The organism is Dorea sp. AM10-31, from assembly GCF_003435815.1.
GTDB lineage: Bacteria > Bacillota > Clostridia > Lachnospirales > Lachnospiraceae > Dorea_D > Dorea_D hominis.
The window spans coordinates 1-26,948 of sequence record NZ_QTUV01000011.1 but is presented as its reverse complement, the minus strand read 5'-3'; the positions used below and the strand labels follow the sequence as shown (position 1 = coordinate 26,948).

General features: G+C 41.4%; 30 protein-coding genes and 1 tRNA gene. 4 read left to right on the top strand and 27 right to left on the bottom strand.

Annotation, left to right across the window (positions count from 1 at the left end):
* Window positions 1-63 precede the first annotated feature (63 nt).
* From hisF to DW125_RS12850, 13 genes are all read right to left on the bottom strand, one after another.
* On the bottom strand, window positions 64-825 hold the full coding sequence (hisF, locus tag DW125_RS12905) for an imidazole glycerol phosphate synthase subunit HisF (protein ID WP_117538399.1): 762 nt from the start codon (window positions 823-825) through the stop codon (window positions 64-66).
* Between the two features lie 15 nt (window positions 826-840).
* The gene (gene hisH / locus DW125_RS12900; RefSeq protein WP_117538398.1) at window positions 841-1,446 is read right to left on the bottom strand and encodes an imidazole glycerol phosphate synthase subunit HisH; all 606 of its coding nucleotides are present in this window, start codon (window positions 1,444-1,446) and stop codon (window positions 841-843) included.
* A 96-nt stretch (window positions 1,447-1,542) separates the two neighbouring features.
* Window positions 1,543-3,027, bottom strand: a complete 1,485-nt coding sequence (locus DW125_RS12895) for a sensor histidine kinase (protein ID WP_117538397.1) — start codon at window positions 3,025-3,027, stop codon at window positions 1,543-1,545.
* Window positions 3,028-3,705, bottom strand: coding sequence for a response regulator transcription factor (locus DW125_RS12890; protein WP_117538396.1), 678 nt, complete (start codon window positions 3,703-3,705; stop codon window positions 3,028-3,030). It lies immediately after the preceding gene.
* A 57-nt stretch (window positions 3,706-3,762) separates the two neighbouring features.
* Window positions 3,763-4,002, bottom strand: a complete 240-nt coding sequence (locus DW125_RS12885) for a hypothetical protein (RefSeq protein ID WP_117538395.1) — start codon at window positions 4,000-4,002, stop codon at window positions 3,763-3,765.
* Window positions 4,003-4,024: 22 nt separating this feature from the next.
* Complete coding sequence (gene smpB, locus DW125_RS12880) at window positions 4,025-4,495, bottom strand: SsrA-binding protein SmpB (protein WP_117538394.1); 471 nt, start codon at window positions 4,493-4,495, stop codon at window positions 4,025-4,027.
* Entirely contained in the window at window positions 4,488-6,635 is a 2,148-nt protein-coding gene (gene rnr, locus DW125_RS12875; RefSeq protein ID WP_117538393.1) for a ribonuclease R, read from the bottom strand. The genes smpB and rnr overlap by 8 nt, the downstream gene beginning before the upstream one ends.
* A gap of 92 nt (window positions 6,636-6,727) precedes the next feature.
* Window positions 6,728-6,973, bottom strand: a complete 246-nt coding sequence (gene secG, locus DW125_RS12870) for a preprotein translocase subunit SecG (RefSeq protein WP_117538392.1) — start codon at window positions 6,971-6,973, stop codon at window positions 6,728-6,730.
* 86 nt (window positions 6,974-7,059) lie between these two features.
* The gene (gene eno / locus DW125_RS12865; RefSeq protein WP_117538391.1) at window positions 7,060-8,409 is read right to left on the bottom strand and encodes a phosphopyruvate hydratase; all 1,350 of its coding nucleotides are present in this window, start codon (window positions 8,407-8,409) and stop codon (window positions 7,060-7,062) included.
* A gap of 37 nt (window positions 8,410-8,446) precedes the next feature.
* Complete coding sequence (locus DW125_RS12860; protein WP_117538421.1) at window positions 8,447-9,784, bottom strand: MATE family efflux transporter; 1,338 nt, start codon at window positions 9,782-9,784, stop codon at window positions 8,447-8,449.
* Between the two features lie 55 nt (window positions 9,785-9,839).
* A complete protein-coding gene (locus DW125_RS14050; protein WP_158549929.1) occupies window positions 9,840-10,004 on the bottom strand; it encodes a hypothetical protein in 165 nt (54 codons plus the stop codon).
* 124 nt (window positions 10,005-10,128) lie between these two features.
* Window positions 10,129-10,254 carry a LysR family transcriptional regulator gene (locus DW125_RS12855; RefSeq protein ID WP_330411918.1) on the bottom strand — a complete coding sequence of 42 codons (126 nt, stop codon included), beginning with the start codon at window positions 10,252-10,254 and terminating at the stop codon, window positions 10,129-10,131.
* A gap of 1 nt (window position 10,255) precedes the next feature.
* A complete protein-coding gene (locus DW125_RS12850) occupies window positions 10,256-11,119 on the bottom strand; it encodes a DegV family protein (RefSeq protein WP_021861311.1) in 864 nt (287 codons plus the stop codon).
* Window positions 11,120-11,238: 119 nt separating this feature from the next.
* Between DW125_RS12850 and DW125_RS12845 the strand changes: the two genes are divergently transcribed.
* Complete coding sequence (locus DW125_RS12845) at window positions 11,239-11,778, top strand: TetR/AcrR family transcriptional regulator (RefSeq protein WP_021861310.1); 540 nt, start codon at window positions 11,239-11,241, stop codon at window positions 11,776-11,778.
* On the opposite strand, the gene DW125_RS12840 is transcribed toward DW125_RS12845, so the two are convergent.
* The 3 genes from DW125_RS12840 to DW125_RS12830 all read right to left on the bottom strand — a co-directional run bounded on the left by DW125_RS12840 (window position 11,768) and on the right by DW125_RS12830 (window position 15,208).
* Window positions 11,768-13,162 carry an NAD(P)/FAD-dependent oxidoreductase gene (locus DW125_RS12840; RefSeq protein WP_117538390.1) on the bottom strand — a complete coding sequence of 465 codons (1,395 nt, stop codon included), beginning with the start codon at window positions 13,160-13,162 and terminating at the stop codon, window positions 11,768-11,770. The two genes, DW125_RS12845 and DW125_RS12840, sit on opposite strands and share 11 nt — an antisense overlap.
* Window positions 13,163-13,253: 91 nt before the next feature.
* Entirely contained in the window at window positions 13,254-14,432 is a 1,179-nt protein-coding gene (locus DW125_RS12835) for a phosphoribosylaminoimidazolecarboxamide formyltransferase (RefSeq protein ID WP_021861308.1), read from the bottom strand.
* A 62-nt stretch (window positions 14,433-14,494) separates the two neighbouring features.
* The gene (locus tag DW125_RS12830) at window positions 14,495-15,208 is read right to left on the bottom strand and encodes an IMP cyclohydrolase (protein ID WP_117538389.1); all 714 of its coding nucleotides are present in this window, start codon (window positions 15,206-15,208) and stop codon (window positions 14,495-14,497) included.
* A 244-nt stretch (window positions 15,209-15,452) separates the two neighbouring features.
* Here DW125_RS12830 and DW125_RS12825 point away from each other — a divergent pair, with 244 nt between their 5' ends.
* Window positions 15,453-16,568, top strand: a complete 1,116-nt coding sequence (locus DW125_RS12825; RefSeq protein WP_117538388.1) for an acyltransferase family protein — start codon at window positions 15,453-15,455, stop codon at window positions 16,566-16,568.
* Between the two features lie 112 nt (window positions 16,569-16,680).
* Here DW125_RS12825 and DW125_RS12820 read toward each other — a convergent pair whose 3' ends face one another.
* The 4 genes from DW125_RS12820 to DW125_RS12805 all read right to left on the bottom strand — a co-directional run bounded on the left by DW125_RS12820 (window position 16,681) and on the right by DW125_RS12805 (window position 18,410).
* A complete protein-coding gene (locus tag DW125_RS12820) occupies window positions 16,681-17,292 on the bottom strand; it encodes a DUF3841 domain-containing protein (RefSeq protein WP_021861305.1) in 612 nt (203 codons plus the stop codon).
* A 91-nt stretch (window positions 17,293-17,383) separates the two neighbouring features.
* Window positions 17,384-17,749 carry a heavy-metal-associated domain-containing protein gene (locus DW125_RS12815; RefSeq protein WP_117538387.1) on the bottom strand — a complete coding sequence of 122 codons (366 nt, stop codon included), beginning with the start codon at window positions 17,747-17,749 and terminating at the stop codon, window positions 17,384-17,386.
* 61 nt (window positions 17,750-17,810) lie between these two features.
* Entirely contained in the window at window positions 17,811-18,254 is a 444-nt protein-coding gene (locus DW125_RS12810) for a transcriptional repressor (protein ID WP_242992995.1), read from the bottom strand.
* A gap of 18 nt (window positions 18,255-18,272) precedes the next feature.
* Window positions 18,273-18,410, bottom strand: a complete 138-nt coding sequence (locus DW125_RS12805) for a FeoB-associated Cys-rich membrane protein (protein ID WP_021861302.1) — start codon at window positions 18,408-18,410, stop codon at window positions 18,273-18,275.
* A 201-nt stretch (window positions 18,411-18,611) separates the two neighbouring features.
* Here DW125_RS12805 and DW125_RS12800 point away from each other — a divergent pair, with 201 nt between their 5' ends.
* Window positions 18,612-18,977: a metal-dependent transcriptional regulator gene (locus DW125_RS12800; protein WP_021861301.1), complete on the top strand. Its 366-nt coding sequence runs from the start codon at window positions 18,612-18,614 to the stop codon at window positions 18,975-18,977.
* Between the two features lie 168 nt (window positions 18,978-19,145).
* On the opposite strand, the gene feoB is transcribed toward DW125_RS12800, so the two are convergent.
* From feoB to proC, 6 genes are all read right to left on the bottom strand, one after another.
* A complete protein-coding gene (feoB, locus tag DW125_RS12795) occupies window positions 19,146-21,329 on the bottom strand; it encodes a ferrous iron transport protein B (RefSeq protein ID WP_117538386.1) in 2,184 nt (727 codons plus the stop codon).
* 78 nt (window positions 21,330-21,407) lie between these two features.
* Entirely contained in the window at window positions 21,408-21,629 is a 222-nt protein-coding gene (locus DW125_RS12790; protein ID WP_021861299.1) for a FeoA family protein, read from the bottom strand.
* 68 nt (window positions 21,630-21,697) lie between these two features.
* Window positions 21,698-21,910, bottom strand: coding sequence for a FeoA family protein (locus DW125_RS12785; RefSeq protein WP_021861298.1), 213 nt, complete (start codon window positions 21,908-21,910; stop codon window positions 21,698-21,700).
* 325 nt (window positions 21,911-22,235) lie between these two features.
* On the bottom strand, window positions 22,236-24,104 hold the full coding sequence (locus tag DW125_RS12780) for a heavy metal translocating P-type ATPase (protein WP_117538385.1): 1,869 nt from the start codon (window positions 24,102-24,104) through the stop codon (window positions 22,236-22,238).
* 57 nt (window positions 24,105-24,161) lie between these two features.
* Window positions 24,162-24,380 carry a cation transporter gene (locus DW125_RS12775; protein ID WP_021861296.1) on the bottom strand — a complete coding sequence of 73 codons (219 nt, stop codon included), beginning with the start codon at window positions 24,378-24,380 and terminating at the stop codon, window positions 24,162-24,164.
* A gap of 415 nt (window positions 24,381-24,795) precedes the next feature.
* On the bottom strand, window positions 24,796-25,590 hold the full coding sequence (gene proC, locus DW125_RS12770; RefSeq protein ID WP_021861295.1) for a pyrroline-5-carboxylate reductase: 795 nt from the start codon (window positions 25,588-25,590) through the stop codon (window positions 24,796-24,798).
* Between the two features lie 398 nt (window positions 25,591-25,988).
* On the opposite strand from proC, the gene DW125_RS12765 reads away from it, so the two are divergent.
* Entirely contained in the window at window positions 25,989-26,639 is a 651-nt protein-coding gene (locus tag DW125_RS12765) for a GntR family transcriptional regulator (RefSeq protein ID WP_021861294.1), read from the top strand.
* Between the two features lie 167 nt (window positions 26,640-26,806).
* On the opposite strand, the gene DW125_RS12760 is transcribed toward DW125_RS12765, so the two are convergent.
* Window positions 26,807-26,878: transfer RNA gene (locus tag DW125_RS12760), tRNA-Asn, on the bottom strand.
* Window positions 26,879-26,948 lie beyond the last annotated feature (70 nt).

Sequence of the window (26,948 nt, the reverse complement as noted above, 5' to 3'; positions counted from 1 at the left end):
GCAGTTTCATTTCTTATGTATTTTCCTATATATTATTCAATATCATCTGTCCGGCTCCTGTGCCTACAAACGCACGGATACGCCTTTCTCTCGCAGATACTGTTTTACTTCTTTGATCTCCAGTTCTTTATAATGGAACAATGAAGCCGCCAGTGCTGCATCTGCCTTTCCATCCGTCAGTGCTTCATAGAAATGTTCCAGCGTTCCGGCTCCACCGGATGCGATTACTGGAATATTTACCGCTTCCGCAATGGCTCTTGTAAGCTCCAGATCATATCCTGCTTTTGTTCCGTCGCAGTCCATGCTCGTCAAAAGAATCTCTCCGGCTCCAAGGCTCTCTACTTTGTGTGCCCATTCCAACGCATCAATTCCAACGTCTACACGGCCACCGTTTTTATAAATATTCCAGCCACTTCCATCTGCCCGCTTCTTTGCATCAATTGCAACAACTACACACTGACTTCCGAACTTGTCTGCCGCTTCAGAAATGAGATTCGGTGTATTGATTGCCGAAGAATTGATGGAAATCTTGTCTGCTCCCTCGCGCAGAAGTGCCTTAAAATCGTCCACGGTACGGATTCCACCGCCAACTGTAAATGGAATAAATACATTCTCAGCAACTTTTCGCACCATATCTACGACCGTTCCACGATTATCGGAAGATGCCGTAATATCCAGAAATACCAGTTCATCTGCTCCAGCCTGATCATACGCTTTCGCAATCTCAACCGGATCTCCGGCATCTTTCAAATCTACAAAATTCACACCTTTTACTACCCGACCGTTATTTACATCCAGGCATGGAATAATTCTCTTTGTATACATCCAAATTACCTCCGCTTATAATTCCACAAAATTTTTCAGAATCTGAAGTCCGATATCACTGCTCTTCTCCGGATGGAACTGACATGCAAATACATTGCTTTTCTCCACCGATGCATGAATATGTGTGCTGTATTCGGTTGTCGCAGTTACAATATCTTCCTCAGCCGCCTTCAGGTAATAAGAATGTACAAAATATACATATGGATGTTCCGGAAGATTCTTGAACAGTCTTCCATCATTCTGAAAATCCAGGGAATTCCAACCCATATGCGGTATCTTAAGCCCCGGGGAATCCGGAATTCTTAAAATCTCACCTTTTAAAATGCCAAGTCCTTCCACTCCAGGTGTCTCATCACTTCGTTCAAACAAGAGCTGTAAGCCAAGACAGATTCCGAGAAACGGCGTTCCTCTCTCCACTACTTCATGGATCACCGGCTCCAGTCCGTACTGATGAATCTTTCCCATTGCATCACCAAAGGCTCCCACACCCGGAAGAATAACTTTGTCTGCTGTAAGAATCCGTTCTTTATCTCTTGTAATGCAGACGTCCTGTCCCAGACGGATCATTGCCTTCTCTACACTTTTAATATTACCGGCATCATAATCAATAATTGCTATCATATGTTTTTACTCCTAATCAGTACGTTTTACCATTTTATCACTTTGCCACGTTAAAATAATAGCACATCCCTTATAGCTTGTCGATATGAAACTTTCTTACTTCCGATCCAGTGTAAACCAGAATTCCACGCCATTTTCATAATTCTTCACACCATACTCCTGATGGAAGGATTCCATGATCGCTTTTACAATAGAAAGACCGATTCCATTACCACCATACTCTCTTGTATGCGCCTTATCCACTTTATAAAATTTATCCCAGATATGGTTAAGATCTTCTTCCGGGATCGGCGATCCTGTGTTAAACACTGTTACTTTCGCTCTGCTTTCCTCCATATAAATCTTTACTTCCACAATCTTCTCTCCGTTCAGATGGTGGAAAGCATTGCTCATATAATTACGAATTACCTGTTCTACTTTGAATTCATCTGCCCATACATAGACCGGTTCATCTCGCCGGAAGTTCACCGTAGCATTATCCTGCTGTGCCATGATATCCATACTCTGGATCACGCCTCTGATTACTGCTGTCAAATCAAAACGTTCAAAAGTAATATCCTCATCGCCAAATTCCAGCTGGTTAAGCGTCAGCAGATTACGAACCATATTATTCATCTTGCTAGCTTCGTCAATAATCACATCACAGTAAAAATCCATGCTTTCCGGATCGCTGGTCACGCCGTCCTTCAATCCTTCGGCATATCCCTGTATCAACGCCAGCGGCGTCTTTAATTCATGGGATACATTTCCCAGAAAATCATTACGCATCTGTTCCAGTTTTTCTTTCTGTTCAATGTCTTTCTGCAAATTATTATTAGCACTCTTTAAGTCCGAAATCGAGCGTTCCAGTTTCCACGACATCTGGTTGAAATTCTCGCCCAGTTCCGCGATCTCACTCGGTCCTCCTCCGGTGTACTTCGCTTCAAAATCCTGATTTGCCATCTTCTCTGATAATGTAGCCAGTTCTCTTACAGGCGCCGTCAGACGCTTTGAGAAAAACCATACAAGAATTGCACAGATAATAAGCGCAGCAGCTCCGATGTAAAGGAGAAACCGATTCGATAGCTGTACGCTTTCTTTGATACTCTCCAATGGACTTCGGATCAGGAAAGTCTCACCGTCTGAGAATGTTCCCCACATTTCAATATACTCGGTCTGCGTCCACGGCTCTTTTGTCTGCCGGATCTGATAATTCTTTTTCTTTAAAAGAACCTTACCATTTTTCTGTGCCTGATTAAGAAGGTATCCCATCAGCTGCTTCCGGAGCAGATCTTTATCAAGTACATTCGTTATAATACTCACATCATCCGAATCGGAATTTCTGTTATCCAACACCAGAAATGATATATTATTCTTTTCTGCCATTTTCTGAATACGGTTAGATACCGTATTGTCTGTAATGTTGTCTTTTTTTACCGCCGTACGAAGTTCCTTGTACATTTTGATAAATTCAGTCTGCTTATTTCTTACATAATAAGGTTCCAGGAAACGTACATTTGTGATCCACATTGCGCCAATCATACAAACGATCATGCATATAAATACAGCAATCATCTGCCTTTTAATCGACTGTTTTTTCATCTATTCCACCTCGAATTTGTAGCCCATACCCCAGATGGTTTTGATATAATTACCTTTGTCGCCTAATTTATTCCGAAGTTTCTTTACATGCGTATCAATCGTTCTTGCATCTCCGAAATAATCATAATTCCACACATTGTTCAGGATTTTCTCTCTGGACAACGCAATTCCCTGATTTTCTACAAAATAAGTAAGTAATTCAAATTCTTTGAAACTCAGGTCGATCTCTTTGCCATCGATCTTGACCATATGTGCCGATTTATCAATCTCAATTCCGCCTGCATCCATTACAGAAGAAGCATCTATACCATGTGTTCTGCGAAGTACCGCTTCTACACGGGCAACGAGGATCTTCGGACTGAACGGTTTGGAAATATATTCATCAATCCCGAGATCAAATCCCTGCAGTTCATCCCGCTCTTCCGATCTTGCTGTCAGCATAATAATCGGCACTTTGGAACTCTGTCTTACTTCCCGGCATACCTGCCATCCATCCATCTTCGGCATCATCACATCCAGAATAATCAGAGCAATCTCTTTCTCTTCATAGAAAATCTCCATCGCTTCCATTCCGTCTCCGGCTTCGAGTACTTCAAATCCTTCTCTTTCAAGAAAGTCTTTTACAAGCTTCCTCATCCTGCTCTCATCATCTACTACCAGTATTTTGATCTTATCCATCAAAAGCCCTCCTTCTTTGTATCTTATACTACCAAAAAAGTTTGTCTGTTCTGTGAATTAATCTTCCTGTATTCCAAGGATCTCCGCAAGTACTTCAATAATGATCTCATTCGTGCAGGACTTGATATATCCCATCATATGAAGAGAAATCTCATCCTGTTTCTGTGCCTCTGAAAGAGAATCATCATGCTTCGTCTGATCGATGAGCTGGATGAGCTGCGGTGTCAGATCTTCGTAAATATCCAGCGTCTTCTGTGTTACCATTTTCCGTAAATCTTCTTTTTTTACCGGTACCATTCGTGTTCCTCCCTTTCGTGCACTATACGCGAAGATTCCGCACTTTGAAATCTCTCTGCGCTTCTCTCTTCTGGTCTTTCTTCGCAATATCCTGTCGTTTGTCGTACAGTTTCTTACCTTTGGCAAGACCGATTTCTACTTTTACAAGACTGCCTTTGAAGTAAACTTTGAGCGGCACGATCGCCATTCCTTTTTCTTTTGTCTTACCGATCAGTTTATTGATCTCTGATTTGTGCATCAGAAGTTTTCGTACACGAAGCGGATCTTTATTAAAAATATTTCCCTTCTCATATGGACTGATATGCATGCCGTAAATGAACACTTCTCCGTTTTCAATACGGATAAAGGATTCTTTGATACTGCATTTTCCCATACGCAGGGACTTTACTTCTGTTCCATGAAGCGCAATTCCTGTTTCAAAATTCTCTAATATAAAATAATCATGGTATGCTTTTTTATTATTGGCAATCATCTTGCCATTTGTCTTAGCCATCCTGTTTTTCCCTTTCCCTTGCAAATTTGAAATCGATTGTCCGTAAGAATCTGTCTGTATCCAGTACACAGATTCTCACACGCTGTCCCAACTTATAAGTCTTTCCTGTATGCATGCCGACCATCTCATGCCGTTCTTCATAATACTCATAATGATCGTCTGTCATGTTTACGACATGTACCAATCCCTCTATCGTATTCTCCAGTTCTACATACACGCCCCATTTCGTAATACCGGAAATCACACCTTCAAAATATTCTCCGATATGTTTTTCCATGTATTCCGTCTTTTTCAACTTGACTGTCTCGCGTTCTGCCTCTTCCGCTCTTCGTTCCATTTCACTGGACTGTTTTGTCACTTCTTCAAGGATTGCTTCATAATGTGTACGTTTTTCCGGTGTCATCCTGCCTCTTAAATTATCCTTGATGATCCGGTGGATCTGAAGATCCGGATATCGCCTTATCGGTGACGTAAAATGTGTATAATAGGAAGCTGCCAGCCCGAAATGTCCGGCATTTTCCGGTGTATATTTTGCCTGTTTCATAGACCTTAATGCCAGACGGCTGATCAGTGGCTCTTCCGGTGTGCCTTCAACTTTGCCAAGCAACTTTTGTATTTCTTTTGGTCGAATTTCATTTATGCCAAGATGCATGGAATATCCAAAATTATTGATAAACAGCGCAAGTGCCTGCATCTTTTCCTCATCCGGTGCTTCGTGCACACGGTATACAAATGGCAGCTCCTGCCAGTAATAGTCTTCTGCCACTGTTTCATTTGCCAGCAGCATGAAATCCTCAATCAGCTTCGTAGCCACATTTCTCTCATATGCACGAATCTCAACCGGCCTGCCTTTTTCATCCAGAATTACTTTTGCTTCCGGAAAATCAAAATCAATCGCTCCACGCTGTTTTCTGTGTGCTCTTAAGATTCCCGATAACGTTTCCATCTGTCTGAACATCGGGACCAGTTCTTCGTATTTCCTGCACTCTTCCTCGTCCTCTTCTGTCAGGATCTTATTTACACTGGTATAACTCATTCTCCGGTCTACATGGATCACCGTCTCAGTGATTTCGTGATCAATCACAACACCCTTCGAGCTGACTGTCATAATACAGCTCAGTGCCAGTCTGTCTTCTCCTGCATTCAGCGAACAGATCCCATTGGACAATGTCTGTGGAAGCATCGGTATCACACGGTCTGCCAGATATACACTTGTTCCACGCTTCAAGGCTTCTCGATCCAGCGCACTGTTCTCCTGCACATAATTTGTCACATCTGCAATGTGAACGCCGAGAATATAATTCTCTCCTTCTTTTACAAGCGAAACTGCATCATCCAAATCTTTCGCATCTTCTCCGTCAATGGTAACCATCTGCCAGTTTCTTAAGTCCTTGCGCCCCACGCGGTCTGCCTCACTGACCGGCTTAGCCACGCGCTCTGCCTGGTTCAGCACTTTCTCCGGAAATTCTGTCGGCAGATTGTAGCCTTTGGCGATCGACAAAATATCTGTTCCCGGCTCATTTGCATAGCCAAGAACTTCTGTAATCTCTCCTTCCGGTTTATGTCTGTCATCCCCGTAGGAAGTAAGCTTCACGACAACCTTCTGTCCATCCAATGCACTTTTATCCTTTTCCGCCGGTACAAATATATCCTTTAATATCTTCAAATTATCCGGAAGCACAAATCCATAGCTTTTTCCTTTACGCTTATGATAAAGCCCTACGACGGTCTTAAGCTCATGCTCCAGAACTTTTGTGATCTTGCCTTCCTTACTTCGCCCCTGTGGAGAACGGATAATCGTAAACTCAACCACATCGCCGTCCAGCGCACCACCTGCATTCTCCTCAGCGATAAACGTATCGTCCGGATCGTCTTCTACTACAACGAAGCCGAAGCCACGCTGATTAGCACGGTATCTTCCTGTCAGTTTCTTCGCCTCTCCTTTGCAGTATTTCCCACGCTTGGAAAGATATATTTTTCCTTCTTCTTCCAGCTCTTCCAGAATCATACGAAGAGCATCTCTGTCCTCTTTTGCAACTTGCAGAAGGACTGCAAGTTCTTTAAATTTCATAGGTGTATACAAATCGTCACAGATCAGATCGTGCACAACCTTTTTTCTTTTTTCAAATGTTTTATCCACGTCTTACAAATCCTCCATAAATCCATTTAATATTAGAAAAAAGGCACCCCCATACAGGAGTGCCCTACCCATTCATTCTCATCATCTGCAATCTACGCAAATACTTTTAAATTCAACACTGCTGCCAGCACAATAAAAAGAATCGCAAGCATCTTTGTACCTCTTACAAGTGCTCCTTCCATAGAACGTCCCTTGTTCTGTCCCCAGTATGTGTCTGTTGACATACCTCCGATGGAACCAAGTCCCTGTGTCTTACCTTCCTGCATCAACACGATAGCTGATAATGCGATACAATCTATTGCAAATATAATCATTAAAATCGTTTTTAAAATATCCATCCCTTTACACCTCCTGCGGATAAACCATGTATATTTTATCATAGAGGCGGTAGATTCGCAAGCTTTATTTTCCGGTTTCCCTGTGATTAATTCCGCGTTTTTGTAGGATACTGTGCAATCTCTCCCAGCCGTTCCTCAATCCGCAGTAACTGGTTATATTTTTCTACCCGCTCCATTCTGCACGGTGCTCCGGTTTTAATCTGTCCTGCCTGAAATGCAACCGCAATATCTGCGATCATCGTGTCCGCAGTTTCTCCTGATCGGTGTGATATGATTATCTGATATCCGGCGCGCTTTGCCAGTTCAATCGCATCAAACGCTTCTGTTAGCGTCCCGATCTGATTTACTTTGATCAGAATCGCATTTGCAACTTTTTTCCTGATTCCTTTTTTCAGCCTCTTCGTATTTGTCACAAACAAGTCGTCCCCCACAAGCTGTGTATGAAGCCCAAGCCTTGTCGTAATCAGTTCCCAGCCATCCCAATCTTCTTCGTCCAGCGGATCTTCCAGTGATACAATCGGAAAACGTTCCAGAAGCTCTTCGTAATAATCAATGAGTTCCTCAGATGACCGGACGCAAGGTTTCCCCTGCATCTTTCCTTCTCCTTCAAATACATACTTCTGAAAAGTAGAATCATACAGTTCGCTCGCTGCCACATCCAGTGCAAACGTAATATGCTGTCCCGGTTCATATCCGGCACGCCGCACTGCTTTTTCCATCCATTCCAACACGGTCCCGGCATCCGGAAGATTCGGTGCAAACCCGCCTTCGTCACCGACCGCAGTGCTTAATCCTTCTTCTTTCAGGATCTTTTTCAGCATCTGATATACTTCCGCACACATCCTTAGTCCTTCCTTATATGTCTCTGCTCCAGATGGTACGATCATAAATTCCTGGATATCGATCGTATTGTCGGCATGTTTTCCCCCATTCATAATATTCATCATCGGAACCGGAAGCATCTTCACATTTACACCGCCCAGATATGAATACAGCGGTATGCCAAGTGAATTTGCAGCCGCTCTTGCAACTGCCATGGATACTCCAAGCATTGCATTGGCTCCCAGATTGGATTTATCTTTCGTTCCGTCCAGTTTTTTCAGCATCTCATCGACTGCTGCCTGATCAAAAACATTCATCCCAATCACCGCCGGTGCAATTCTGGAATTTACATGGTCTACTGCCAGCTCCACTCCCATACCGCCGTATCGTTCTTTTGTATGTTTTATTCCCGGTTTCTTTTCCAGGTTCTTCTCCCTTTGCCTGCCATCCCTTAGTTCCACGACCTCATAACGCCCGGTCGATGCACCGGACGGCACAGACGCCCTGCCACAAAATTCATCCGCCGCAAGCACTTCTACTTCTACAGTCGGATTACCTCTGGAGTCCAGGATTTCTCTTGCGTACAAATCCGTGATCGGTAAATATTTGTACATGTTTTTTCCTCCTTACAGAGGATATTATGCACCAGTTTTACGTTTCTGATACACCCGGACGTGCATGAACTTTCCGTCGCACAAAATAAAAACAGATGACCTGAAGCACAATCGTTATCATCCATGATACCGGATAAGAAATAAATAAAATATCCAGTGAACGATGGTTCGGGAAGATTCCAAAGATCCATACAATTCTCGTACCTACTGTTCCTATGATTGACAGGATCATCGGCACAGATGAATATCCCATACCACGAAGGGCTCCCGGAAGGAGATCCATGATACCACACAGAAAATAAGTAAGTGTCGTATAAGTCAGAACTTCCATTCCACAACTGATAACCCGCGGATTCGTTGTATATATTTTCAGTACCTCCGGTCCGAAGAAATACATTCCACCGCCAAGAGTCAGCATAACTGCAACCGATAAGATTATACAGTCAAACAGTACCCGATCCATTCTCTTCCATTTACCGACTCCGTAATTCTGGCTTGTAAAACTCATGCATGCCTGTGTGATCGAGTTCGTTGACACATACAGGAATCCAAATAAATTGTTGGCTGCTGTATACCCTGCCATTGCAATTGAACCAAAAGAGTTTACCGAAGATTGTAATAATGCGTTGGAAAAATTAATAACTGTGCTCTGGATTCCCGCCGGCAGTCCTACCTGGAAAATCTGCCGCACATAGCAGCCACGGATCTTAAGATCTCTGAAACGTAACTGATAACTTGCCTGTGACCGTTGCAGACAGCGAAGCACAAGCGCACAGGAAATTCCCTGCGCAGTAACAGTTGCGATTGCCACTCCGGCAACGCCCAGATGAAAAGCAATAACGAGAAAAAGATTCAGACACGCATTGACAACACCTGATACGATCAGGAACAACAATGGCCGCTTTGTATCTCCAACTGCACGAAGGATCGCCGCACCATAGTTATACAGCATAAAAAATGGCATCCCGGCAAAATAAATCCGCATATATAAAGTGGACTGACCGATAACATCATCCGGTGTTCCCATAAGTTCCAACGCACCTCTGGCAAAAAAGATACCGACAAACAGCATTACTACACCGCTTATAAGCGCCAGCATAATCGCTGTATGTACCGTTTCCGACATTTCTTTATCTTTTTGTGCTGCATAGAATCTTGCTGCGAGCACATTTGCCCCAAGTGATATTCCGATAAATAAATTCGTAAAAATATTGATAAGTGCTGTTGTTGAACCGACAGCTGCCAGTGCCTGACTTCCGCTGAATCTTCCAACCACAATAATATCTACCGCATTAAACAAAAGCTGTAAGATTCCGGACAAAATTAACGGCACAGAAAAAGAAATCAATTTGTCCATAATGGTTCCATTGCACATATCAATCTCATATTTATTCTTTTTCAATTGATTCACCTCTCCTTTAGATTTTCAATTACTCATACCGCGATAAGTATAACACTTCTGTTTTACTTCTGTAAACCAGTGTCACTTGTTCACACTTTAACCGGTCAGCACATGATCCAGCCGGTGTAACTTCCCGAGGTGAAAAATTTCCTACTGTTGCGATAAAAAACTCCACTCCTAAAAGCGCCGACATATTTTAACGCTCCTTTTTGTATCCACGATACCACAAAAAGGAGCGTTATAGATAAATCTTTCCCAGTCCCTTCTTTCGTCGAGGCGATTCCAAGACAGTTTCTTGTAAATACCGGAAAGCCACGTTAATTCTCCACTTCTTTGATCGCATTGGAAAGGCTGGGTTGTGAAATATGCAATTCCCGCGCGGCTTCACTGATCGAGCCTTTCTCTGCCACTGCAAGAATATATTTTAAATGTTGTAATGTCATATTATCCTTCCCTGCAGATTCCTACCACGCCAAATGCTCCCGGACCTCCGTGACAGGTGATCACACCCCCGGTACGCACCCATGTGATTTTCTTCACGCCACACTCTTTTGCGGCATTTTCTGCAATTTCTTTTGTATGTTCATCCATTCCCGGAGACCAGATCAGATACAATTCACTAAGATCCAGTTTCTGTTCTTTGATATATTCCGGGATTACTTTTACTGCAATCTTCTTCATTTTGCCACGATGCTTCTTCGTTGCCTGCAAATATCCATCCAGAATCTCAATCTGTGGATGCAGTTTTAACAACTCTCCTGCAATTGCCGCACCATTGCTGACTCTTCCGCCTGCTCTTAAGAATTTCAATGTATCAGGTATAAAACACATATGTACACTTGCTGAAATCTTCTCCGCCGCTTCTTTCGCCTCAGAAAGTGTCCACTCCGGATGCGCCTTAATTGCTTTTGCGGTTTCAACCACCACCATATACTGACCTGCTGCCACATGTTTTGTATCCACACAGGCAATTCTTTCAATATCATCTGTATCAATTGCAATCTGGGCGCTCTGGTAAGAACAGGTTGTCACTGCTGAATATGCCAGATATAAAAGCTCACACTCCGGATCTTCCTCTCTGATTTCTGCGATTACACGCCGGAAATCTTCCGGTACGCTTCCACTTGTCCGCGGCAACTCACCGGTCTTCTCATAATACGCATAGATTTCTTCTGCCGGAAATGTTCCGTCATCCTTCGTATCTTTTCCAAAAGAGACGTGCATCGGCACTAATTTTATCCCATATTCTTTCGCCACTTCTTCTGTTATATCCGAACCCGTCTCGGCCAAAATCACAATCTTGCTCATCCTAAATAATTTCCCTTCATCTTTATCACGTAGTTTTTATTACTACATTTAATTGTATCTCATACATATCTGTGATACAATTTACAAAAGACGTGAAAGTGTAAGAAAGGAGCCTTCTCATGACACGAAAATTATTTTCCAGAAAATATACAAAGCGGACACGTTTTACCCGACAGTGTATCGGAGAAGCGATCATTGCTCTTGTTTACAAAAAAGACTTTGATTCCATTACCATCTCCGACATTGTAAAAACTGCCGGCGTATCCCGCATGACTTTTTACCACTATTTCAAAGATAAAACCGAAGCTCTCGGCAACTATCTGCAGGAAGTCATTGACGGTTATCAGGAAGTCTGCCCGAAAGATATTACCCTTGTCATGCTTCGCCGTGAGACATCGATCCGTCAGGCACTGCATTATTTTGATCAGTACACCTCTCTGTTTCTGACATTGGAAAAAGCCGGTTTGTACTCCCTTATGATTAATGCCATCAATGACTATATGCGTATTTATGTCGCTCCTTATTACTCCGGTTCTATCTATGAACTGTATTTTTACGCAGGTGCACTTTTAAATACATTCATCGAATGGGAAAAAGGAAAAAAGAAAGAACCTGTCGATGAAATCGTACAGATTCTTCTTTCTCTGACTACTGATTAAGGATACAGCGCGCTACCCACAGACCATTCGCAGATGCCTGCTGCAGTCCTCTTGTAATGGAAGCACCGTCTCCCATCGCACGTAATCCTTTGATGCTGGTCTCAAAATCCTGTCCAACTACAACTTTATTGGAATAGAACTTCACTTCCACGCCATACAGCAATGTCTCATCCGACGCAATACCCGGTGTTACTTTATCAAGTGCCTGGATCATCTCGTCAATCGCAACCATGATTCTGTGTGGAAATACCAGTGACAGGTCTCCCGGCACTGCATCTTTCAGTGTCGGCGTAATATTGTTACGGTGAAGACGCTCTTCTGTTGTTCTTCTTCCCCTGCGGAAATCTCCGTATCTCTGTAACAGGATCTTACCGTCACTTAACATATTGCCAAGCTGTGCGATATGTTTACCATATTCGATTGGTGATTTAAACGGCTCTGTAAAATTCTTGGATACAAGAAGTGCAAAGTTCGTATTCTTTGTCTTCATATCTTTTGATTTATAAGCATGTCCGTTTACAACGGCAAGCCCGTCATCATAATATTCTGTCGCAACTTCTCCTGACGGATTCGTACAGAATACACGCACTTTATCATCAAAGGTTGGTGTATAGTATACAAGCTTTGCTTCATACAGTTTCTCATTAAGTTCCTTCATGATCTCATCACGCACTTCCACACGAACACCGACATCTACTGTACCATTCTTGGTATCGATGCCATGTTCCTTACAGATATGTGAAAACCACTCAGAACCTTCACGACCGATTCCGGCTACAATTTCCGGTGCATAGAACACCTCGCCCTGCTCCGTGAGCACACCTTTTGCAACACCATCTTCTACCAGAATGTTCTTCACCATTGTCATAAATTTTATCTCAACACCGCTCTTTATCAGATGTTCCTGCAGTCTTGTATAAATCTTATAACCTTCTTCCGTTCCCAGATGACGGATCGGACATTCGATCAGCTTCAGATTCGCACGGATTGCTTTAGTACGAATTGCTTCGATTGCCTCATAGTCTTCAATGCCGTATACCTTCTTATCTGCTCCGAATTTCAGATAAATATCATCTGCCTCATGAATCAGTTCTTCTGCTTTCTCATATCCTAAAATCTCCGGCAGTGTACCGCCGACATCCGGTGACAGCGATAATTTTCCATCGGAAAATGCTCCTGCTCCTGCAAATCCGGTTGTGATGGAACACGGCTGACATCCCACGCAGACTTTCGTCTTACGCTTCGGACACTGTCGCTTTTCTATAGATCTTCCTTTTTCCAGCATAAGGACTTTCAGATCCGGTTTCTGCCGCGTCAGTTCATAGGCGCAGAAAATTCCTGACGGACCTGCTCCTATAATAATTACATCATATTGATTATTCAATCATTTTCACCTTCCTGGTTTTATATTCGTGCAACACTCCTGTGGCACAGAACAAACCGGTGAGAGCTCCCCGGCTGTTCTGGTAATGGATCTAGTGATGGAACAGACGAATACCTGTAAACGACATTACCATATCATACTTGTTACATGTATCGATCACATTGTCATCACGTACAGAACCACCCGGCTGTGCAATGTATTTTACACCGCTCTTGTGGGCACGTTCAATATTATCCCCAAATGGGAAGAAGGCATCCGAACCAAGTGATACATCTGTCAGCTTATCCAGCCATTCTCTCTTCGCTTCTCTTGTAAATACTTCCGGTTTTTCTTTGAAAATATTCTCCCATGCCCCGTCAGCAAGTACATCCATATAATCTTCACCAATGTAAAGATCGATCGCATTATCTCTGTCTGCACGGCGGATTCCATCTACAAACGGAAGATTCATTACCTGCGGAGACTGTCTTAACCACCAGTTATCTGCTTTCTGACCTGCCAGACGTGTACAGTGGATACGTGACTGCTGTCCTGCTCCGATACCAATTGCCTGTCCGTCTTTGACAAAGCATACGGAATTTGACTGTGTATATTTCAGAGTGATCATAGAGATCGCAAGATCGATCTTTGCCTGCTCTGTCAGTTCTTTATTCTCAGTCACAATCTTAGCAAAGAAATCATCATCAATCTTTAATTCATTTCGTCCCTGCTCAAAAGTAATTCCAAATACTTCTTTGTGCTCCATCGGATCCGGTACATAATCCGGATCGATCTGGATAACATTGTAATTGCCTTTTTTCTTTGCTTTTAAAATCTCCAGTGCTTCCGGCTCATAACCCGGTGCGATCACACCGTCTGACACTTCTCTCTTGATCAGCTTTGCAGTATCTACATCGCACACATCAGACAGCGAAATAAAATCACCGAAGGAAGACATACGGTCTGCTCCTCTTGCTCTTGCATAAGCACTTGCTAGCGGAGACAACTCTCCAAGATCATCTACCCAGTAAATCTTAGCCAGTGTATCGCTCAGCGGAAGACCTACGGCAGCGCCTGCCGGTGATACATGTTTAAAAGAAGTTGCTGCCGGAAGTCCGGTTGCTTTCTTAAGCTCACTTACAAGCTGCCATCCATTAAACGCATCCAGGAAATTAATATATCCCGGACGTCCGTTTAACACTTGGATCGGCAGATCTTTTCCATTCTTCATATAGATCTTAGATGGTTTCTGATTCGGGTTACAACCATACTTTAATTCTAATTCTTTCATGTTTACACTCCTGACTTTTCATATGTGATTTCTATATTCTCTATATTCTCTATATTCTGTTCTTACTGGTTCTTGTTGACAATTCTTGTCTCATACTCTCCTGTTTCGATATCAATATAACGTACAAATAAAGATACTTTATTGTCTTCATTCAGGCTGCTCCACAGAAGCTCTGTAAATGCATCGATTCCATCCGGGATCTGAACAAGCTTCGGCTCTCCCTCAAAGCTTGGCAGTGGATTGGCATCATGCTGGTATGTATGAATGAAATGTCCTTCTCCTGCTGCCGGATTCTCATATGCAAATGTATAGCGGTTACATCCGGAAGGATCACCATTATTACTCTTAAGAATAGACATGGCATAGTTGTATTTTCCTTTCTCAATATGCATAATACCGGAAATACGTGGTGTATAGTTCGGTCCGTCCGGTTCAAATTCACGGCTTCTCAATGACTGTTCGAATGTCATCTGCTTATCCATACCTTCATAGATCGTATCGGTCTGATCTCCGTTTGTAACGATCGTCTTATTCCCCAGTACACGAACCGGTGCATAGATGATCAGGCTCGGATCTGTCAGTTTCGCCGGATCAAATGCCTGCGTACGGATTCCCTGTCCGTCTTCTACAAACACACGGTTCCGGCTGTTCTCACTTCTTCCCATAATAAAATAGGCAGTTACAGCTTTACTTCCGTCTGCACTTCTGCCTATAACGATACCTCTTCCTGGATAGGAATTTTCTTTCAGTTCTTTTTCAATTGCTAACATTTCCATAAGAATACGTCTCCTTCTTCTGATTGGTTTTAAGCTGTGCATTCATTATATAAGAAATCTGGAATTGATACAAGTGTCAACAACCTAACTCTTTCTTTTGTTTGCTCTGAAAAACATTAATTTTGTTAAGATTATATTACAATTTTATTACATTTTTATGCAATTTTTATCTTGTCCGCAGAAATAAAAAAGAGTAAAATAAATGCGTTTTTAAAATCTATTCGCTAATCCAGGAGCAGATATTATGGAATCAAAGAACAGACAAAGAGATTATTTATTCGATAACTACAAAGTATTATTGATCATTCTGGTCATCATCGGACATTTTACCGAGCCATCCTATCGCAATAATGATTTTTTATATACTTTAAAATGGCTGATTGTGTCCTTTCATATGCCGGCATTCATTTTCATATCCGGCTATTTTTCCAAACGTGAACTGACTTTTGCAAAATTATTTCAAAAACTGGTTATTCCGTATTTGATTTATGAATTTATATATTATTTCTTCTATATTTATGTACTTCATAAAGAAACCAGCTTATATCTGTTATATCCGAAGTTCTCCCTTTGGTATATTTTGGCTTTATTTGCATGGAGAGCTGTCACACCGTATTTCAAAAAGCTTCCATACTATATGTTGCTTTCTGTCGGACTTGGGCTCTTGATCGGATGCAGTGATATGGCTGACAATTTTTTAAGCCTGCCGAGGATTCTTGTATTTTATCCATTTTTCCTCGCCGGAACTATATTTTCCAGAGATACTCTAAATACTCTCCGCACAAGAAAATGCCAGCTCTTTTCCGCATGTGTTATTGCAACATTTATTCTTTATTTGATTTTAGATGAAACACACACAGAATATTCGCCGAAAATTTTTTATGGCAGATACAATTATGATTTCTTAGGACAGACAAACGCCGAAGGAATCTTTTGCCGGTTATTCTGTTATGCAGTAAGCTTCATTCTTACATTTGCTATTTTTAGTCTTATCACAGACCGCCAGAATCTGCTTTCCTATATTGGAAGCCGGACAATGGCAATTTATCTGTTTCACGGACTGACCTATTCTTATCTGAAAGAATGTACAACACTGCTGGATCATGTGGATACTCTGACAGAATCTCTCATTCTGCTCTTCTTCTGTACGGCTCTGGCACTGCTGTTTTCTGCATTGCCATTCAGCAGACTGACCGGCCTGGTTTCCAATCTTCCTGCAGTACTTAAACTTTCCATACAACAGTTAGCTTTCCCGTTCCGTTTTCTTCCTGTGCATTATCTGGAAGTTTCCAATCCGGCACTGGAACCTGGAACGCTGCAGTTGTTTAGCTGTACCCTTTCCACTAACAGAGCAGATTAAAGACTTTCCTTCATTAGCGACGTACGCCGCCTGGCGCACTCATATAAAAAGAAGACCTCTGTACTTCAGAAGTCTTCTTTTTATGGTGATGACGTATATTGTCTTTATACCTTTATCCTTCAATCAGATCTGTATCAGCCGGAATCTCCTCTCCCGGATGAACGATTTTACGCACCCACTCTTTTCTGATTTCCCAGATATTGCCACAGACATTGAAGATCGTCCATTTATCAATCCGGAATGCTCTCTTCCAGCTCTCCCGAATCTTTGCAACTTCTTCCGGATACATTCCTTTATAACGTCCTTCAAAGAATTCAAAACTGTTGCTTACTCCGATCTCTTTCAGATGCTTCTTATAGGCCGCCGCATCTTCATCATTATTCGGCAGGTATATCCGATTCAGTACATAATCCCATTTCACATCGTCAAAATAAATAACCTTATCTTCCGGTACTTCCAGTACATACACGACGGTTCCCGGAATCGGTTTTAAACAGTTATCTTTGCTGATGGAACACCAGATCGGTGCATGCACATCTTCCGGCTTTGGAAGCATCTTCGCTGCTTCTTTTGTAAACCAGTCATAACTTTCCATAAAGAGTGGAGCAATATCTCCAAAATGCATCTCTACATATGCGCGGTGGTTGATAATTCTTCCATCCCGCTCAAGTTGCCTGAGTGTTTTATCGTTCTGTCTGGTATACAGTCTTATCATCTTCCCCATGACATTTCCTCCTTATCCGTCTGCAGATCACTTTATCCGCTCTTTCCTCTGGTTTTATTATAAAGCGTCAAGATAGAAATGTCATTTTCTTTTAGGAAAATTTTAATCCGTCCGGTTCATAACCGCTCTGCCAAATCGTGCTCATAATCTCATCTTCCGGCATTTTTTCCTTCATATGTATAACTGCCTGCGCTTTCGCAAGATTTACGACTGCATAAACACCTTCTTTTTCGTTAAATGCATTCTCAACTCTCTTTTTGCAATTGGAACAGGTCATTCCACTGACTCCGACTGTGCATGTGTACGGATAATGTGACACATTCTTATCTTCAACCTTAACCTTCTTCACATTATCTCCGCCACCGCCGCAACAGCCGTGTGCTGTTCGATTTATCATACTTCTGATTCCGACTATACAAATTACAACCAGAATCAGACAAATTACGATTGTTGCCATTGCAATTCCTTCCCATTGTTTTTTTTCTATATTACTGTCTCTTCTGAATCTGCTATGACTCTTACATGCAAGACTGCATCTCTACACTGCGGATTTTCTGATCATTCACATAGCCATATGCTTTCAAGCCTGCCAGAATCACGCGATTCCATGTCTTTGCTGAAAAATGCTTTACTGTATTATCATCAAATTCCACCGTACATGCATCTTCACGGTCACACTCTGCACTGCATGAGATCTTATACATGTTCTTCCTGCTGATAGCTCCAATCTCTTCCAGCTTATTTACCATACGATAAACCGTAGCCGTTCCAATACCCGGGTCTACCTTGGATGCCCGATAATAAATCTCTTTGCAGCAGGAACACTCTTCTTCCAGAATCACATCCAGAAGCATCCGTCTCTGTTTGGTGATTCTGCACCCTTCCTCTCTCAGCCGCTTGATGATCATATCTTTCTGCATCTTCGTTCTCTGATAATTCTGATTGGAATTTTCGTATGCCATAGGTACCTTCCTCCCCGATTAGTGACAATGTCCATTACAATGTTTACAATCACATCCACACTGTAATGATTTTCCGTTCTTTTTATCTTTAACCATACTTCTGATAATCAGTCCAACAACTGCAAGTACTACTGCTCCGACAATAAAAGTTGCCATATGATCGCCTCCTAAATGATAAGTATTTTCATTTTTATAATAGTTAGTATATGCTAACCATCATTGTCTGTCAATACCATTATTAAATATTTTTTATCATTTTCTGATAATTATTGTTTCGTTGCTGACACTTTATTTCTGTGCTATAATGAATTTAAATGTTGGAAACAAAAGATTTCATATGAAAAGAGGTGATCTGTATTGGTTATAAGGGAATCTGCCGAAGACTATCTGGAAACGATCCTCGTTCTTCAAAACCGTCTTGGTAATGTACGCTCGATCGACATTGCCCAGGAGTTATCCTACTCAAAGCCAAGCGTCAGCGTCGCTATGAAGAATCTGCGTGCTGACAATTACATTAAAGTAGACGAGAACGGACATATCCATCTGACAGGAAGTGGTCTGGAGATTGCAAACAAGATTTATGAACGTCATACTTTCCTTACCGGCTGGCTAACATCCATCGGTGTCGATGCCGACATTGCTGTTGAAGATGCCTGCCGTATTGAACATGTAATAAGCGGACAAAGTTTTGAAGCGATTAAAAAATACATTGCAGAGCGTTAAAATAATGTACATCACAATGAACAAAATACGCTTTACGAGTTTTTTCATTAAATTAGCGTTCGTCAAATGTTGCCATGCAAGCATGACGCATTTCTCCGTCGCACTAATAAAAAGCAGTTGACTCACTTAGAATCAACTGCTTTTTTTAGACGTATGTATACCTATGGCTTATTTTGCTTTTGCTGTAGTCTTGATATTAACATTTAAAGTCTGGCTCTCTTTGTATGGACGGAAGAGCATGTATAAGAATCCGATCACAATCAGGATTGCTACTACTACACCGATTCCGAATCCACCGCCTGTTGCCAGGGTACCGAACTGATAAATACACAGAGATACAAGATAAGCGAGGATGCACTGGTATCCGATTGCGAACCAGAACCATTTAATGTTGTTCATCTCTCTCTTAATAGCTCCCATTGCTGCGAAGCAAGGTGCACATAGAAGGTTGAATACGAGGAAGGAATAAGCTGCAATCTGAGTCATGCTGTTTGCAAGTGATCCCCAGATTTCTTTTCCGTCTTCTGCAACTTCTGCAAATCCGAATAACTGTCCGAATGTACCTACTACGTTCTCTTTTGCTACAAGACCTGTGATAGCTGCGACTGCCATTTTCCAGTTACCCCATCCAAGTGGTGCGAAGATCCATGCGATCAAGTTTCCGATCTTAGCAAGAACACACTGAGCCTGAGCTGCTTCCAGTGCTGCTCCCTCAAGTCCGTCAAAGTTCAACATTCCAAAGTGTCCGTTTGTCCATCCGAAGTTCAATAAGAACCAAACAACGATAGTTGAAAGTGTGATAATCGTACCAGCTTTTTTGATGAAAGACCATCCACGCTCCCACATACTTCTTAATACATTTCCTGCTGTAGGCATATGATAAGCAGGCAGCTCCATTACGAACGGTGCCGGCTCACCGGCAAACATTTTTGTCTTCTTCAGCATGATACCTGAACAGATAATTGCCGCGATTCCTACAAAATATGCACTTGGTGCAACCCATGAAGCATTTCTGAACAGCGCACCTGCGATCAGGGCAATGATCGGAAGTTTAGCTCCACATGGGATAAATGTTGTTGTCATAATTGTCATCTTACGGTCTCTGTCGTTCTCAATTGTACGAGAAGCCATTACTCCAGGGACTCCACATCCTGTACCGATCAGCATCGGGATGAAAGATTTTCCGGAAAGACCGAATTTACGGAAGATTCTGTCCATGATAAATGCAACACGTGCCATGTATCCACAAGACTCTAAGATTGCAAGGAAGAAAAACAGAACTAACATCTGCGGTACGAAACCAAGTACGGCACCGACACCGGAAATGATACCGTCAACGATAAGACCCGTTAACCAGTCTGCGCAGCCAATTCCTTCAAAGAAGCTCTGTGCTGCCGGAACGATCCACTCAGCAAACAGTTTATCATTTGTCCAGTCTGTTAAAATTCCACCAAGTGTTGAAATAGATACATAATATACTGCATACATGATGACTGCGAAGATTGGAAGCGCAAGCCATCTGTTTGTAACGATACGGTCAATTTTATCAGATGTTGTAAGCTTCTCACCTTTTTTCGCTTTTGTAACACACTCTCCGATAATAGAAGAAATGTATACATATCTCTCATTTGTGATGATACTTTCTGTATCGTCATCAAATGCATCTTCCAGTTCTTTAATTTCAGAAGAAACATCAACTGTCTGTTTCATCTGTGTCTGAATCTTGTCATCCTTCTCCAGAAGTTTGATTGCAAAGAATCTCTTCTGATCATCAGATACGATTCCTGAAAGCTTTCCTTCAACCTGCTCGATCACACTCTCAGCTTTTGTTGAAAATTCGTGAACCGGTGCCCCTGCACTCTTCTGGTTAGCAAGTTTAACAGCTTGCTCTGCTGCTGCTTTGATTCCTGTTCCCTTTAATGCAGAAATCTCAACTACATCGCATCCAAGTTTTTCTTTTAATTTGTCAAGATGGATTTTATCTCCTGTCTTAGCAAGAATGTCCATCATGTTGATTGCCATAACAACCGGGATTCCCAGTTCCATGATCTGTGTAGACAGATATAAGTTTCTCTCAATATTTGTACCATCTACAATATTGATGATCGCATCCGGTCTCTCACCGATCAGATAGTTCCTTGCTACGACTTCCTCCAGTGTATATGGAGATAATGAATAAATACCCGGCAAGTCCATGATTACAACATCTTTATGTCCTTTTAACTTACCTTCCTTTTTCTCTACTGTAACTCCCGGCCAGTTACCAACAAACTGATTGGAACCAGTCAGTGCGTTAAATAATGTTGTCTTACCGCTATTCGGATTACCTGCAAGCGCAATTTTTACTGACATATTTTTCTCCTTCATTAATTATTGCTTTCTGCTTGTTTCGCCTGTCTTGTTAGCATCTGCTAACTACTGGTTAAAAATTTATTCTACCTCAATCATTTCGGCATCTACTTTCCTTAAGGACAGTTCATATCCTCTTACAGTTACCTCGACCGGATCACCAAGCGGTGCAACTTTTCTTACAAAGATCTCAACACCTTTTGTAATACCCATGTCCATGATTCTTCTTTTTACCGGACCAGTACCAGTAAGCTTTGCAACTTTGACAGTCTTCCCAACGGCTACATCTTTCAGAGTTTTCATTCCCTTAATCCCTTCTTTCATACCTTTATTGTTATCTTTTTATGTTCCTTCGGAACGAGCTTCATGCATTATACCATGATTTTATTTGCCATATCTTTACCGAGGGCAACTCTGGAATCTTTCACATTAATGATCAGATTACCTCCGACTTCCGACACGACCGTTACAATACCTCCGACTACAAATCCAAGGTTTTCCAAAAACCGGCGTGTCTCTTCTTTTCCACCAATTTTTTTAATTGTACATTCTTCACCTGGTTTTACCATTGCTAACGGCATCATCTTACCCCTTCCTTCTACATATTAATGATAAACGTTTTCATTTTACTTTAGTTAGTTTATGCTAATTTATCTTTTCTGTCAATATTTTTATTGATTATATTTTCTCAATAGCCGTGTCATCTATCAATGTCATTATAACTTAGTCATGCAAAAGCCAAAGAATTTTCAACATTTTCCGGATGTTACATCAAAATCAGAAATCTGCCGCCGCAGTTTTTTCTTGGTACTATGGCATTTTTAATATAAAAAAAGCGATAACACAAGAACATTTGTGTTATCACTTCTTTTTTATTATACGATTTTATACTTATATTTGAAGCGAGTATTATATATTTTTCACAAACAATGCGCGGATCGCATTTAATACGGCAATCACCATAACTCCTACGTCTGCGAAAATAGCCATCCACATATTTGCAACACCGATTGCTCCGAGAAGCAGACAAATTCCCTTGATTCCAAGTGCGAAATAAATATTCTGATAAACAATTCGAATACATTTTCTTGCAATTTTGATCGCCTTTGAAATTTTCAGCGGATCATCATCCATCAGCACAATATCTGCCGCTTCAATTGCTGCATCTGAACCAAGCGCACCCATTGCAATACCGATATCTGCTCTGGAAAGTACCGGTGCATCATTGATTCCGTCGCCGACAAATGCAAGCTTTTCTTTTTCTGTCTTCTGTTTCAACAGTTCTTCAACTTTTGCTACTTTGTCGGCTGGCAGTAATTCGCTGTGTACTTCCTGGATCCCAAGTTCTTCTGCCACCTGCTCTGCTACGTTTTTAGCATCTCCGGTCAGCATAACCGTTTTCTTAACACCTGCACGCTTTAACTCTGCTATTGCCTGTGCTGCATGTGGTTTGATCAAGTCAGAAATAAGAATATGACCTGCATATTTACCGTCAACTGCCATATGGACAATCGTTCCCACACTGTGGCAATCCATATAGGAGATTCCAAGTTTCTTCATAAGTTTCACATTTCCTGCTGCAACCAAGATTCCATCTACTTTGGCAGTTACTCCATTTCCACCAATCTCTTCAATATCTGTCACACGGTTACGGTCAATCGACTTTCCATAAGCCTTCTGTAAGCTCTTACTGATCGGATGTGAGGATGAGCACTCTGCCAGCGCTGCATATTCCAGGAGCTTCTCTGCATCCATCTCATTATGATGTACACCACTGACTTCAAACACTCCCTGCGTCATTGTACCTGTTTTATCAAATACTACATATTTTGTAGAAGCGAGTGTCTCCAGATAGTTAGAACCCTTTACCAGAATCCCCTGATTACTTGCTCCGCCAATACCGGCAAAGAAACTAAGCGGAATACTGATTACCAATGCGCACGGACAACTGATTACAAGGAATGTAAGTGCACGATAAATCCAGTCTCCCCATTCTGGTGCAAGTCCCAGAGCAGTCATTCTTACCAGAGGTGGCAGAACTGCAAGTGCCAGCGCACCGTAGCAAACTGCAGGTGTATAATATTTAGCAAATTTTGAAATAAAGTTCTCGGATCTTGATTTTCTGGAGCTTGAATTTTCCACCAGTTCCAGGATCTTTGATACTGTAGATTCTCCAAATTCTTTCGTTGTACATATTTTAAGTACACCTGTCATGTTAATACATCCGCTGATGATCTCATCTCCCGCCTTCACTTCGCGCGGAAGGCTTTCTCCTGTCAGTGCACTTGTATTAAGAGTGGAACTTCCTTCCAGGATCACACCATCGATTGGTACCTTTTCTCCGGACTGTACCACGATTGTCGTTCCTACTTCAACTTCATCCGGATCTACCTGTTCTAACTGTCCATCTTTTTCGATATTTGCATAGTCCGGGCGAATATCCATCAGTTCACTGATATTACGGCGGCTCTTACCAACTGCATAGCTCTGGAACAACTCACCGATCTGATAGAAAAGCATAACGGATACACCTTCAGTATAATCTCCCAGTGCAATGGCACCAACTGTCGCTACTGCCATCAGGAAATTTTCATCAAAGACCTGTCTGTTCAAGATTCCCTTCCCGGCTTTTCTCAAAATATCATAGCCAATGACAAGATACGGAACCATATACAGTGCAAATCTTACATATCCTTCTACCGGAATCCATTTCAGCATAATGATTAATGCAAATGCAATAATAATTCTGATAAATACTTTTTTCTGCTTCTTATTCATTACCGGACCTCCCAATAATACTTGCAAATCTTATTTTATAATCTTCCCACCGAAATCTTATAAAAATATCTCGCAGTCATCTTCTACTTTCTTACAGTTTTTCAGAACTTCTGGCATAACAGCTTTCGGATCCTGACCTTCTTCAAATTCAACGATCATCTTTAATGCCATAAAGTTGACAGTTGCATCTTTCACTCCTGCTGTTTTCTTTGCTGCATCTTCCATTTTGTTTGCACAGTTTGCACAGTCAACATCGATTTTGTAAGTTTTTTTCATAATTTTGTTCTCCTTTAAATATCCCTTATTTTCGTTTTATCATATGAACAGTTATTCATATGTTTGTTTTTATTATACTCCTGCTTACAGTTCTGTCAATATATTTTGCGAAAATTATTATGGAAATTTCCAATCATTATATACAACTCGCTTACACAAATTCATCCGCACAAGTTCATGCATTTTCCTCGTAGCCTTAAATCGAGCAGGCATTCCCTACTCGATTAGTATATTTCATACACAAAAAAGCAACTGCCTCACGATTATACTTCGCAAAACAGTTGCTTTTTCCCCGATATTCTTTTTAATCCTCAACTTAAGAAGGTTCTATATTACATGATGTTAGATTCAAAAGTTGACCTAAGCCACTCATCTGCAAGTGCATCATGTTTTTAGTTTATAGCCCCTGGCATCATTACATGCTCTTAGATACTTCTTCGCAAACTTTCATTGCTTCGATAATAGAGCTTCTGAAACCAAGTTCTTCCAGAGTACGTACGGCCTCAATTGTTGTTCCTGCCGGTGAGCATACCATATCTTTTAATTCTCCTGGATGTTTACCTGTCTCAAGTACCATCTTCGCACTTCCGAGAACAGCCTGTGCTGCAAATTTGTATGCCTGCGGTCTTGGCATTCCACCAGAAACTGCTGCATCTGCCATAGCTTCAATCATCATATATACATATGCCGGTGAGCTTCCGCTGACTGCTGTTACTGCATCCATCAATTTCTCCGGTACAACTTCTACTCTGCTGAAGCTTTCCAGAATTGTCTTCACATATGCAATCTCTTCTTCCGTCATATGCTCGTTCGGGCATGCTGCTGTCATACCTTCTCCAACCATAGCCGGTGTATTCGGCATTGTACGTGTGATCTTCACAGCTTTTCCAAACTGATCAGCAAGCCATGTTAATGTCTTACCTGGTGCGATTGTAATGATTAACTGCTCCGGTTTTACAATATCTTTGATCTCAGCGATTACATCTGCATAAAACTGTGGTTTTACAGATAAGATTACAACTTCTGCTTTTTCAATAACTTCTTTATTACTATCTGTAACGTTAATTCCAAACTGCTCTTTTACTCTCTCTCGTCCCGGTGCAAATAAATCTGCTCCGATAATCTCCTCTGCCGGGAAAATATTTTTTTTAATTACTCCACCCATGATTGCTGAAGCCATATTGCCTGTTCCGATAAATCCTAATTTCATTATAAATACCTTCCTTTTTCCTGCGGTTATGTTCCATTTCCCTTCTTATATCTCTCACTTCTCTTCTTAAATTATATGCTTCCTCGTATCCTTCACTTTTTCAAATGATATAATTCCTCATATCTTCTCTATGATCCACAATATAATCCTGTACTTGCAGAAGCTATCGCTGTCTGCTTTCCTTAAATGTGAAATGGTTTCAAAGAAAAAAATGGTATACATTTCGCAAATTTGTATACAACTTGTTTCTATGGTGACTATAACACTACTTTCTATAAAAGTCAACACTATTTTTTAATTTTAATATTGAATTTTGCGCTAAAAATCGTTATAATTTGTATACAATTATAATTATATATAATTTATTAACGACTCTTACAACAACGAAGAGGTGTATAATGGCTGAGAAAAATATATCACTGGCAAATCGTGCCTATACAATTATTAAAGAAAATATTATGAATCTGACTTATCCGCCGGGAATGACTCTGACGGAAGCAAAACTTACAAAAGAACTTGGTATGAGCCGCAGTCCTGTGCGATCCGCTATCCAGATGCTACAGAATGAAGGTCTGATTGTTTCCGACTATTACAAATCTATGATGGTAAAAGAAATTACAGATGAGGATATCACGGAAATTTATCAAATCCGTGAATTATTTGAAGGTGCGGCTTTCGAGCTCATCTTCACATCCGGCAGATACGAGGAATATTCCTATCGTATTGAGGAAAAAGTCGTGCGTATGTGTGCGGCTGCCGGAGATCTCTACAACTGGGAACTGGCAGACGCAGCCATGCACAGGGAGATCATCAGTATTTTTGAAAATGAACGAATCAACCGCATCTATGAAAATAATCTGACAGAACTTGTACGAATCGGACAGTATTCTATTAAAAATGGTATGGCAATCCCGAAGACAAATGATAACCTCAAGAAGATGATCCAGTACATGCGCAAAGGCAATTACGAAAAAGCTTTTGCAATATTAAAAGCAGACCATTTCGGTACAGGAAAATCCGCTGCTTTAAATGGTCCGCGCAATATTTAGCTACTATATTACAGCACAAAAAAGATATCCGATTTGTAATTACTCGTTACTTTATCAGATATCTTTTTTATTTATATAATATTACAAAACCCGGCACAGACAGTTTCCTCTGGCTGTTGTGGAAGAAACAGAAAAACCTGTAAGCCATAGTCTTACAGGTTTTCAAACTCCCCGAGTTGGGCTCGAACCAACGACCCTTCGGTTAACAGCCGAATGCTCTACCACTGAGCTATCGAGGAATATTATAAAGGTTATGTACCTTCAAAACTGCATACAAGAAATACTTCATCCTTTACCTATCACCTTGCT